This is a genomic window from Microcystis sp. (assembly GCF_048564745.1).
In the GTDB taxonomy this organism is placed as follows: domain Bacteria; phylum Cyanobacteriota; class Cyanobacteriia; order Cyanobacteriales; family Microcystaceae; genus Microcystis; species Microcystis ichthyoblabe_A.
Genome location: NZ_JBLZRT010000143.1, coordinates 1 through 11,054, shown reverse-complemented (window position 1 = coordinate 11,054; position 11,054 = coordinate 1). Strand labels below are relative to the sequence as shown.

General features: G+C 41.2%; 14 protein-coding genes and 3 pseudogenes. 11 read left to right on the top strand and 6 right to left on the bottom strand.

What is annotated here, in order from left to right:
* Together ACOCD9_RS15675 and ACOCD9_RS15670 are read right to left on the bottom strand one after the other, a co-directional pair.
* Positions 1–211, bottom strand: a pseudogene (locus ACOCD9_RS15675) (lipid II flippase MurJ); the annotation flags it as partial.
* Entirely contained in the window at positions 156–362 is a 207-nt protein-coding gene (locus ACOCD9_RS15670) for a hypothetical protein (protein WP_071839444.1), read from the bottom strand. The pseudogene ACOCD9_RS15675 and the gene ACOCD9_RS15670, both read right to left, overlap by 56 nt.
* A gap of 216 nt (positions 363–578) precedes the next feature.
* On the opposite strand from ACOCD9_RS15670, the gene ACOCD9_RS15665 reads away from it, so the two are divergent.
* The 5 genes from ACOCD9_RS15665 (at position 579) to ACOCD9_RS15645 (ending at position 3,756) form a co-directional block, all read left to right on the top strand.
* Positions 579–905 carry a hypothetical protein gene (locus tag ACOCD9_RS15665; protein ID WP_419547919.1) on the top strand — a complete coding sequence of 109 codons (327 nt, stop codon included), beginning with the start codon at positions 579–581 and terminating at the stop codon, positions 903–905.
* Complete coding sequence (locus tag ACOCD9_RS15660; protein WP_002769319.1) at positions 890–1,123, top strand: DUF2283 domain-containing protein; 234 nt, start codon at positions 890–892, stop codon at positions 1,121–1,123. Before ACOCD9_RS15665 ends, ACOCD9_RS15660 begins: the two co-directional genes overlap by 16 nt.
* Positions 1,124–1,477: 354 nt before the next feature.
* Positions 1,478–1,684, top strand: a complete 207-nt coding sequence (locus tag ACOCD9_RS15655; protein WP_002760310.1) for a hypothetical protein — start codon at positions 1,478–1,480, stop codon at positions 1,682–1,684.
* Positions 1,685–1,952: 268 nt separating this feature from the next.
* A complete protein-coding gene (locus ACOCD9_RS15650) occupies positions 1,953–2,546 on the top strand; it encodes an IS607 family transposase (protein ID WP_419547918.1) in 594 nt (197 codons plus the stop codon).
* The gene (locus tag ACOCD9_RS15645) at positions 2,518–3,756 is read left to right on the top strand and encodes an RNA-guided endonuclease InsQ/TnpB family protein (protein WP_104396151.1); all 1,239 of its coding nucleotides are present in this window, start codon (positions 2,518–2,520) and stop codon (positions 3,754–3,756) included. Before ACOCD9_RS15650 ends, ACOCD9_RS15645 begins: the two co-directional genes overlap by 29 nt.
* 114 nt (positions 3,757–3,870) lie before the next feature.
* Here the strand turns inward: ACOCD9_RS15645 and ACOCD9_RS15640 are convergent, their stop codons facing one another.
* The 3 genes from ACOCD9_RS15640 to ACOCD9_RS15630 form a co-directional block, all read right to left on the bottom strand.
* Complete coding sequence (locus ACOCD9_RS15640) at positions 3,871–4,074, bottom strand: hypothetical protein (RefSeq protein WP_002797544.1); 204 nt, start codon at positions 4,072–4,074, stop codon at positions 3,871–3,873.
* 364 nt (positions 4,075–4,438) lie between these two features.
* Entirely contained in the window at positions 4,439–5,509 is a 1,071-nt protein-coding gene (locus tag ACOCD9_RS15635) for an alpha-xenorhabdolysin family binary toxin subunit B (protein ID WP_287703950.1), read from the bottom strand.
* 73 nt (positions 5,510–5,582) lie between these two features.
* Positions 5,583–6,803, bottom strand: a complete 1,221-nt coding sequence (locus ACOCD9_RS15630; protein WP_419547917.1) for an alpha-xenorhabdolysin family binary toxin subunit A — start codon at positions 6,801–6,803, stop codon at positions 5,583–5,585.
* A gap of 885 nt (positions 6,804–7,688) precedes the next feature.
* Here ACOCD9_RS15630 and ACOCD9_RS15625 point away from each other — a divergent pair.
* The 6 genes and pseudogenes from ACOCD9_RS15625 to ACOCD9_RS15600 all read left to right on the top strand — a co-directional run bounded on the left by ACOCD9_RS15625 (position 7,689) and on the right by ACOCD9_RS15600 (position 10,700).
* Entirely contained in the window at positions 7,689–7,931 is a 243-nt protein-coding gene (locus tag ACOCD9_RS15625) for a hypothetical protein (RefSeq protein ID WP_002797536.1), read from the top strand.
* A pseudogene (locus ACOCD9_RS15620) lies at positions 7,928–8,335 on the top strand (type II toxin-antitoxin system VapC family toxin). Before ACOCD9_RS15625 ends, ACOCD9_RS15620 begins: the two are co-directional and overlap by 4 nt.
* 249 nt (positions 8,336–8,584) lie before the next feature.
* A complete protein-coding gene (locus ACOCD9_RS15615) occupies positions 8,585–8,956 on the top strand; it encodes a hypothetical protein (protein ID WP_287703955.1) in 372 nt (123 codons plus the stop codon).
* Complete coding sequence (locus tag ACOCD9_RS15610; protein WP_287703957.1) at positions 8,956–9,390, top strand: type II toxin-antitoxin system VapC family toxin; 435 nt, start codon at positions 8,956–8,958, stop codon at positions 9,388–9,390. The genes ACOCD9_RS15615 and ACOCD9_RS15610 overlap by 1 nt, the downstream gene beginning before the upstream one ends.
* Before the next feature lie 139 nt (positions 9,391–9,529).
* Positions 9,530–9,766 (top strand): type II toxin-antitoxin system Phd/YefM family antitoxin, encoded by a 237-nt coding sequence (locus tag ACOCD9_RS15605; protein WP_002769357.1) that lies wholly within the window; start codon positions 9,530–9,532, stop codon positions 9,764–9,766.
* 607 nt (positions 9,767–10,373) lie between these two features.
* Entirely contained in the window at positions 10,374–10,700 is a 327-nt protein-coding gene (locus ACOCD9_RS15600; protein WP_287703959.1) for a hypothetical protein, read from the top strand.
* Here ACOCD9_RS15600 and ACOCD9_RS15595 read toward each other — a convergent pair.
* Positions 10,692–11,054, bottom strand: a pseudogene (locus ACOCD9_RS15595) (lipid II flippase MurJ); the annotation flags it as partial. The gene ACOCD9_RS15600 and the pseudogene ACOCD9_RS15595 overlap by 9 nt on opposite strands.

Here is an 11,054-nt window from a genome sequence, read left to right as displayed (position 1 = left end):
AACCAAAAACCTTACTGATTAAGGTGGCAACGGCGACAATTCCAGCAATACCGGCTAAGGAACGGGTAGCTTTCTTACTAATGACGACACCTCGAAAGAAAACAACTGCATTGATCGATTCTACCCGTTTCTGTGTTCCCGCAGAAAAGCGCTCTCTAGTTGTCAAATTTAATTTGACTGGAATGTATAACACCCATTTCCCCACAGACATCCGTATAATACCAAGAGCCAACCGAACCATAAATATTGATGGTTCTACTCTTGATCACGAAAATCGCCCGTTCAAGAAAACTTAACAATGCCCACCAGCGATCGCAGTTGCCAAGGCTAAAGCGATCGCACTGGATGAAAGGATTTCTCATGCGATCGCCAAAGGTTTAAGGATGCGAGGGATTGATGTTACAATGTCTTCAGAGGAAGGACTGATTGGGGCTTCTGATCAAGAGCAATTAGTTTATGCTTTGTCCCAAGGCTGAGTTGTTTTCACGTTTCATGTCTCTGATATTGGCAGCAGCGATCGCCGATGATTAAGTTTTGGTTTTTAAATTTAAGATCAGTTTTGGAGACATGAAGAAAATTTGGCAAGGTCTTTTTTCTGTAGTTATTTAGAGGTAGAGGTTGAATTAACCGATGAGCGAGAACAGCATATTATTGATCGCCATCCGGGTACATTACCCGATTATGAGGAGCAATTAGCCCAGACTTTAGCTGATCCAGATTTAATTCGTTCTAGCGATCATGATGAAAAGGCGTTGTTATTTTCTAAGTGGTTTTCAACGATTCGGACGGGACGATTTTTAATTCTGGTGGTGGTTTCCCAAACTGCTCTTAGTCGTCATTGGATCGTGACTATATACACAGCCCGAAAAATTACAGGGGGAATAATGGTATGGAAAAAAATCTAACTTTTCGCTATGACCCGACGGGAGATATTCTTTATGTAGATGTCTGTTCTCCCTATGCAGATCAAGAGTCGGAGGAGATTGGGGATGAAATTGTCGCTCGTCTAAATCCGACTTCTGGGGAGATTGAGAATTTGGAGATTTTATTTTTCTCGAAACGCTGGAATCAATCCTTACCGTTACAATTGCCGATTGATGCTGCTTTTCGATTGGTGGGATAATTGAATCCTTTAGAAAAGTGAAGCAGTTATCAGCAGAAATACATCAGGATTGAACGAAAATTGAAACAATACGGATTAATGTCAGGATTTGATGGGTTAAAAACTTAACATTCTTTACAGGTGTATTTAGGTTGGGATGGAATTGACATTTCTTGGGTGTACCATGTTAGTCATTAGTGATCGCCAAAGGTTTAAGGATGCGAGGGATTGATGTTACAATGTCTTCAAAGGAAGGACTGATTGGGGCTTCTGATGAGGAATAGTTAGCTTATGCTTTATTGCAAAGATGATGGCGATCACTGATGCTTCTACGCGCTGTGCTAACATCTTCAATATTATAAGTGTTTTTGTTTTATGAAAAATCAGTTATTAAAATTAGCTTTTGAAGTAGAAATTGAAGAAGGGGAGCAACTCAATCTTCCCAGTTCTATTGTGCAAGGAATTGGTAAAGGGAAGTGGGTGATTACCATTCAGCCCAAAACCTTGGTTAGCGATCGCCTTCATTCTTCTTTTTTGAATAGTTATGCCCCAGAAGACGAAGGTTTATATGACGATTATTAAAGGCGGAGCCAATCTTTCAGCCCGTTTTCAATTAATTTCATCTGTGATTCCGATAGCATTCCAAGCTTTTTCACAAAATAGGGTGGAGGAACGGTTACAAAACCCTGAAGTAGGAAGGCACCTTTTCTTTTCAGAAAGGGAAGGTCGATCTGAATCTCATATTGGGAGCCTCTGATACTAGTTGTATTGTAAAGTTTTGTAAAAAGTATATGCAAATGACTGCAAACAACTGCTAATATGGTTAGTGCAAGTTTACATTGCAGTGCACATGAAACTATCAGATTATGCTAAGAAAAAAGGGATCAGTTATGACACTGCTTGGAGAATGTGGAATCGAGGGCAGTTACAAGGAGAACGTCTTCCTACAGGAACAATTATTATTTTTGAAGATGACCGTTCTTGCGGTGAAAATAAAGTAGCTATTTATGCGCGAGTTTCTAGTTCAGAAAATAAATCTAACTTAGAGACTCAGGCAAAAAGATTGGAAGCTTATTGTATTGCGAAAGGCTATCAAATTGTTCGAGTAGTTAAAGAAGTAGGAAGTGGAGTCAATGATCATCGAAAGCTATTATTAAAACTTCTAGAACAAACTGATTATAATTTGATTGTCGTAGAACATAAAGATCGTTTAAGCAGAGTAGGGTTTAATTATCTGAAAGTTCTTTTAACTCAAACAAATAGAGATATAGAGGTCGTTAATCTAGCAGAAGAAAGAAAAGACGATTTAATGCAAGACTTCGTGAGCATAATTACCTCATTTTGCGCTCGATTATACTCATTAAGACGACGAAATAGAAAGACAGAATGTTTAATTAAATGCCTTGAGGAGAATGATGAAATTAGTTCAAAAACATCTAATTAAATTTAATCACAAAAATTATTCAGTAATTGATAAATTAGGATTTTTATCGAAGAATCTGTATAATTGTGCTGTTTATTTAAACCGTCAAGTTTTCTTTTCACATCAACCATTTTTAACAATGACTGAGTTACATCATGCCTTAAAAATGAGTCCAGATTATCAAGCCTTACCCGCCAAAGTAAGTCAGTTAGTATTAAAGCAAGTAGAAAAAACCTTTAAATCCTACCAAAAAGCGAAAGAACAATACAAAAAATCGCCAGATAAATTTACAGGAGAGCCTAAGTTGCCAAGATACAAAGACAAGGAAAAAGGTAGAAACGTTTTAACTTATAACTATCAAGCCATTTCTAAAAAAGCGTTGAAGCAAGGTTTAATCAAGCTATCAGGGACTAATTTAGAATTTAAAACTAATTTAAAGGAAGTTTTAGAGGTCAGGATTATTCCTAAATTGGGTGCTTATTGTTTAGAGATTGTCTATGAACAACCATCCTCATCAAGTCAAGAGGGAGAAAGATATGCTTTTATCGATTTAGGCTTAAATAACCTAGCTGCTGTTACCTCTAATATTCCCGAATTTCAGCCAACTTTAGTATGTGGAAAAGCCTTAAAATCCTGCAATCAAAAGTACAACAAGACACTAGCTAAACTCAAATCGGAATTACCCAGTCTACAGAAGACCAGTAAAAGAATACAAGGTTTAACTTTAAAGCGTAATTGCAAGGTGGATTATTACCTCCACACCGCTAGTAAATATATTATTGATAAATTACTAGCTCATCAAATTAACCTTTTAGTTATTGGTCATAATCAAGGCTGGAAACAAAACATTAATATTGGAGATAGAAATAACCAGTCATTCGTAAATATTCCTCATTCAAGGTTTATCGAACAACTTACCTATAAAGCAAATTTAGTAGGAATAGAGGTCAAAACAACTAATGAAAGCTATACCTCTAAATGTAGTTTCTTAGACTTAGAGTCTATTCAAAAGCAAAAAAGCTATTTAGGCAAGAGAATTAAAAGAGGACTATTCAGAAGCTCGTCGGGTTATTTCTATGGAGCAGATATTAATGGTTCCTTAAATATTGGAAGAAAGGTAGTCGGAGAGGCCGCCTTTAGCGGGAATCCGATAGAGAGGTTCGTAGTTAACCCAGTACGGGTCAAAGCGTACAAAGCTAATTCTAGATGCAATATTTGCGTACAGAATTAGTAACTATGAGGAATCACACCAATCAAAGCTCGATCCTCATCTCCATAAGGTTCACTCACAACAAGAGCGGGGCGTACTTTTGCTGCTATCCCAAAATCAATCAACCAAACTTCGCTACGAACTGGCTTCGGATTCCCCATCTGCTTCCTCCTCTGCATCTAGACGAGCAAACGATTGAGCGGCAAAAAGAACTGCATCATCATTACTCCAATCACCATAGTCTCCAGTCGGACTCAGGCTGGCTGAAAGGAACTCAGATTTTTCTCTAGCTGAAAGTTTTTTGAACTGTCTAAGAAGTGTTACAACGGCTTCACTCATGGCTTCAACTGATCGCTTGTAGATTACTTTCTGTCCACTAGGTTAGCACAGCGATCTCTCTTTCAAAAACCAAAATGATCGCAATTTTAAAGTTTAATTAACAAGAAGATAGCGATCGCACTGGATGAAGGGGTTTCTCAGGCGATCGCCAAAGGTTTAAGGGTGCGAGGGATTGATGTTACAATGTCTTCAGAGGAAGGACTGATTGGAGGACGATAATGATCGCCACGATTCCTGACAGTATCGGCAATGAATGACGCAGGATATGTTAGCTCATCGCAATTTAGATTAAAGTGTTTTGAAAAGGTAAAAGGTGCGTGGAACGCACCCAATTAAGAACGGTGATCGTGTTCGGAACAACAATTTAAGAAAGGATGACTTTGTGACGCTCATTGCGAGCTTGGTTTACATAAAACTCCATGTCGTTGATAATTGTCATTAAGGTATCCTCCGTAACCGCCTGATTGTTCAAATCTCGAAGTGTTGTCGCGAAACTAAAGAATGCTGTGGACAGCTTAGTGGTTTCCGTAGCAAGCGCTGTCATGGACGCTACCGCCGTTCCAATTGTTTCTCGCAGTGATAGCGTCGCGTTCTGCGCCTGCAGACGTTGTTGAAAGGCGTCTACCACAGTGCGCTGCGTCGTTAGCGCCTTGTTGACTTCATTGCGCATTTGGGCGAGTTGGTTGAATTTAATGGTCTTGTCAACAACCGCCAATATACTCTTAATTTGCCCTATGGCTAGCTCGATTGACTTCTTCGCGACTGCAACCTCTGGAGCAGCGGCATCGCCTAGGCCAGCATCAAGAAGGCTCGACAGTTCCTTTTCATCTGGCAAGAGTCCAACAATATCTTTGGTCGGCGTACCCCGCGCTTTATCAACAGCTGCACATAGCTTATCATAGCGCTCTTTAAGGGTTTTGAGACGAGCGGACTCACGATCAACGTCTTGCTTTAGGCGTTCATTGTTTGCTGTCTCGGTGGCTATGGCATCCTTAAGTCGCACCTCGGTTTCTTCCCCAAATTTTGAGAGGCGATTGGCAAACTCAGAAAGCTTAGTCGCAGCATTGTTAAAGTCTGTGAGGAGGGATGAGACTGCATCATTCAGCTCGCCTTGCAACTGTGCCCGTTCGGTGTTAGCTTGCTCAGTAGAAATTTGGCCCGTGCGTTGGGCTTCGTCAATCTTACCAATGTCTTGTAGAAGCTCTTGGACTACCTTCGTGGCGTCCAACGAGACTGGCAGCAAGGCAAGAGTCTCGGTGATCTTTGTCTCAAGGTCGTCTGCTACCACGGCGGCGAGCGTAAGGCGATCGGTAAGGTAGGGATATGCTCCATCGCTGATCGCAGGAACGCTTCGCTTAATAGTTTTGACAGAATCTGCCACAGACTGAAAGTTCGGGATACTAGCTTTAGAATTGGAAAACTGCATAGTGCTCATGATGACCTTATCCTATGTTTGAAAAGTGTTTGGAAAGCGTGGCTTGTACGCGGAAATATATCGAGGTGAGCTTTCACTGGGAAGTGTAGGTTTTTCTGAACTCCTCTATAGCCTGGTCAAAGACATTCGAAAGCTTGGCGCTCATGTCACCCACGATCTCCCACGGTCGGACAATGTTTTTAAAATCACGAAGAAATTTACTCAAAGTATCGCTGTCCTTGACCTTACCCAATTTGGTTAACGATCCATCAATGTTTGCGACCATATCACTCCACATCGAGTCGAGGTGCGATAGGGACTGCTCAGCATCTAGGAGACGCATTTCAATATCTGTAAATTGGGTTGCAAACTCATTGAGTATGCCCTGTACCTCCTGTTTCCTCTTGATATCTTTGGAGATCTTCTCCAGCTCCGCGATCTTTGAGTTCTTTGTTTTCCGAGCCGCCTCGGCCTTAGCGCCAAAAATGCCGCCTGTAATGGCGATACCAATAATTCCGCCTAGGATACCAGTGAATGCAAGCCCGACATACTTGTCGTAGTCTTTCCTCAGTTGATTGATCTCTTTTTCAAGGATATCAATATCCCCTTGGAGTTTTATGATCTCAGTATCCGACATGGCTTTCTTTGCTAGCTCTTTCTTCCGTGAGAGCAATGGCTCAAGACCCATCACTGTTGTGTTGTCCGATAGGGTGCCACCAGAGAGCTCGGTTTTGTAGTCACGCACTGCCGTAAGCACCCTGCGCGTCTCTTGCTGGCGATCGAGGCAGAGTTCCTTTAAATCTGCCATGATTTCTAACAATGTCTTTTGAATTGCATTGTCCTTGTTACTAATTGGGATTTTTACATTCGGGTCGTCGACGGTTAGCGCCTGAATCATGTCATTATCCATACTGTTGATAGTATCGGTGACGTCTTTACCAACATTAACGATCTCATCCGATGCGTATTTGAGTTTAGAAGCCTGGTCTCTTACCAGATTCTCGACTGGTGTCCAGCGGTGAGCATGGTCAGTGATCTTTTTGGACAAATCGATGATGTCTCCAGGCTCAAGCCCAGTAATGCCTGTGCTGTTGCTGCTGATGTCTTCGATGCGCTGCGGTAGCTTCCTGGCAGCGCGGACATACAGCAAGATTTTGATTAGGTCGTCGGCAGTAAAGATGCCAGCTGAGCGACCGCCCTCAAATTTACTGCCTGTGAGCAGACTTATCATCACGACTGGAGCCTGTCCAGCCTGAATAATCTCATAATCAATGGGTACGGAACTGTCAACAACCATTTTGATTTTTTCTCCCAAATTATCAGGATTAAGTCGAACTTAAAGAGCAATTTATCTTATCTCAACAGCCAACACAACCAAAGTTTACCAACTTAAGGAAAAAGTTAGTAAAATTCCCCAAGTCCTTACCCCGCCTAACTTCCAGCCCCTCCATCCTCCCGCAAAAATCCTTAACTTGGGAAAAATCCCCAACTTTACCAACTTAAGCCCAAGCCTTGTCAGAACATCCTGACAATCTTCCCACTCTCCAACCCAAAACTTTTGATTCATACCCAAGACCCCAAAAACAGCAATGCCAGCATCCCACCTTAGCCATCTCCACAGACCAGAAACCCACCCCACCGCAGAAACGAGAAAAACCTCTTGCCTCCGCAACCCTGGGATGATTCCATAGCGATAAACCGATAATGAAAAAAAGCCAAGCCTTAACGACCCTGAAATTAACCTTAAAACCCGAACACCAAAAGCTGATCGAAGCGAAACTAAGTAGCTGGTTATAATTAAATTAAAAATGGATTTTGCCTTTAATCCCCCCTTGATCCCCCCTTGATCAGGGGGGTGCCGATAGGCGGGGGGATCCCCCCTGCCCCCCTTGATAAGGGGGGTGTCTGACAACTTTTAACGCCTACCTACTTAAATACAGGGCGTTATGCCAATCCAGATGAAATCATTGCCGAAGCTTTGCAATTACTCAGTAAACGCGATCGCTATCAACAATGGGCAATCGAGTTTGATCCCCCTAAATCCCCCGTTCGGCTGAGCTCACGGCCGAAGCCTTAAAAAAGGGGACTTTCTTGAAGAGGCGAAGGAATTGATGGAGAAACCGCGATACAATCAGCGATCGCCCGATAAATCTCTATAATATTCTATAAATATCGAGTATTCCCCCATCCCAAACCAGCCATGACAGCCAAAGAACAACTCCTACAGGAAATCGAAAAAAGCTCCGAGCCACTCCTACAAGAAGTTCTCGACTTCCTCTTGTCGGTACGCTCAGAAAAATATCCTGAAACTCGTAAACCCATCTGGCAAATCGCTCAGGAAATTATGGCTGATGTTCCGCCAGAAATTATCGCTCAACTCCCCACCGACGGAGCCGAACAACACGATCATTATCTTTATGGCACACCAAAACGTAAAGAATGAAAATAATTTTTGCCGATACCTTTTACTGGATAGCGTTGCTTAGTCCTAGAGACACTTGGCATCTCAGAGTCATCGAATGGAGCCAATCTAACCCTCATGTATCGCTAGTGATGACAGACGGTATTGTTGATGAAATTTTTGCTCATTTCTCCAAACAAGGCGACATTATGCGCGGTAAGGCCGTAGAACTTTATCACAGTATTCTTGATGATCCCAGCATTCAACTAATTTCTTACCATCAAGAACTAAGAAAGCTAGGAATATAACTTTATGCCAATCGTCTAGATAAAGGCTATAGCCTTACCGACTGCATTTCAATGATGGTGATGAAACAAATGGGAATTTATGAAATACTCACCCATGATAAACATTTTACCCAAGAAGGTCTAACTATTCTTTTTTGATAACTCAGACAGAATCCCATTATTGATCTCCACAAAATCGGGCATCGTCGGAAAATTAAAGAAGAATAACCGAGATCATTAGAATTAGGCATCGTTGGGAAATTAAAGAAGCATAACCGCGATCGCCTAACCCTAACTTTCAAGAACAATATAGACTCTTTTCTGCCGAACCTCTTAAATTCAGACTAAACTAGACTATCACTGCAATATCATAGACTTAGTTAAGAAAATTGTTAGAGAACCTTAACCATGCTCAAACATTATGACGTGACCATCGAAGGCGATCATATCCAATGGCTAGGGGAAAAACCCAAAGCACAGACCCTCCGCGCCATCCTTATCATTGAAGAAGAACCATCTCCCTCGACCCAGGTAAAACGCACGACCCCTGCTCATTTAATCGGTAAAGGCAAAACCTTAGGGGATATTGTCAGTCCTATCGTGGATCAAGAAGATTGGGAATGTAAAACTTCCGCCCCTTCCCCGCAAACTAACAAACCGATTTGGGAAATCGCCGATGAAATAATCGCCACCATCCCTGAAGAATCCTTTGACCAGATCCCCACCGATGCGGCGGCCAACTTGGATTACTATCTTTATGGCAATTCTCCTCAAGAATAATGCAGACCCTCTTCGCCGACACATTTTATTGGGTTGCCTTGATTCATGCTAAAGATCAATGGCATAGACAAGTGCGAGCTTTTAGTACGTTAATTCAAGATTATTCTTTAATTACAACCGATTTAGTCTTGGTGGAATATCTCAACTTTTTTGCCAAATTTGATCAACCCATGAAACAAGGTGTCGTCAATTTCTATCGCCAAATCCGAACCTCTCCAAATCTGCAAATTATTAGCGTTGATTCCTATTTAATTCAATCAGGTGTAGAACTTTATGCCAACCGTCTAGATAAAGGCTATAGCCTCACAGATTGCATCTCTATGATTGTAATGAAACAAAGAGGCGTTATAGAAGTCTTAACCCATGACAAACACTTCACCCAAGAGAACTTTCGGATTTTGTTCCAAGATTCTAATTTTAATAATCTTACTTAGAATTTGATTGCTTAGAGCAGTATTTCATTATTTATCTCCACAAAATCGGGCATCGTCAGGAAATTTATCAAGCATAACAGCAATAGCTATAATATCGAACATCTCCCGTCCCCAAAACTCCCTACTCCCTTGACCAGCAATGAAAAGCGTCACCTCAAGTAAATTACAAAATAACCTAGACCAACTGCTCGATGAAATTCTCAACACAGGAAAACCCCTAGAAATTGAGCGCAACGGCAAACGATTAATCATTAGTCCCGTTGAAACCGTAGATAAATTACAAAAATTAATTTATCGTCCTCAAGCCATTATTGGCGATCCCGATGATCTTGTACAAATCAGTTGGGAACAGGAGACAAACCTTGATTTACCTTGATACTCATATTGTTGTCTGGCTTTATGCAGGACTAACTGCTAAATTAAGCGATTGCGCCAAACATCTAATTAACGAGAATTAACTCTATATTTCGCCGATAGTAAGGCTAGAGTTACAATATTTATACGAAATTGGGCGAATTACTGAAAAATTAGACGACATTGTTCTAGAATTAGTAAGTTGCCTTGATTTAAAGGTATGTAAAAAAGATTTTAATTTAATTATTAATCAGTCTGTCATTATTAACTGGACTCGTGATCCCTTTGAGCGCTTAATTATTAGTAACGCTTCAGTAGATAACCATATTTTGCTAACCAAAGATTATCACATTTTAAATCATTATGAAAATGCCGTATGGGATTAATCACAATCTATGGGAAATTGATGAAGCATAACGGCGATCGCATCATTCAATCGCTAAATAACGATAGACTCCCATAGGTTAAGTACATAATAACTGTTCAAGGAGAATCATCGGTGATCTCACCTAGTTAAAATCCTGACTCCTAGCGCAAACTTTAAATATTGTAAAAAAAGTAATTTTTTGTATTCCCACTGATTACCATAATGGAAAATTCTGCTAATCTCTATGTTGATGAGACAACTTATGGAACAGTCAAAGGGTAAATCCTCTCGCCAGCGCGGCGTAATCCTAACCTCCATCGGCTACCAAAAACTGCACCGTGCTAAAGTGAATTGGGAAATAAAACAAAACACTCGCTGCACCTTAGACATTCTTAGCCAACAAACTGGACTGACTGCCAATACTCTCAGTAAAATTTTTAGTCGCTCTGTCGCCGTTGATAAACGTAGTCTGTACGTCTGCTTTTCTGCCTTTAATCTCGATTTAGACGGTCAAGATTATTTATCCAGTTTTACCCTTGCCTACAAAGACGGCCAATTTTCACATTGGGGGATAAATATGAACTGTTAAAAAGAAGGTGACAGCTAATAAAATCCCACTGACTAGGGTGGTGACAGTCTCGACAATCGGCGCGGACTCGGATTTATCTCTTTTGGCCAAAACACTGACCAAAGCGCTGTGAAAGGGTCCGTTAATACCACCGAGGAGAATTAACAGAAAACCGGGGATAACGTAGGCAAAAGCGTAGGCGTTTACCACTGGCCCAACACCGTAAGCAGCGGTGATTACCTGTTCGCGGACTAAACCAAAAACCTTACTGATTAAGGTGGCAACGGCGACAATTCCAGCAATACCGGCTAAGGAACGGGTAGCTTTCTTACTAATGACGACACCTCGAAAGAAAACAACTGCATTGATCGATTC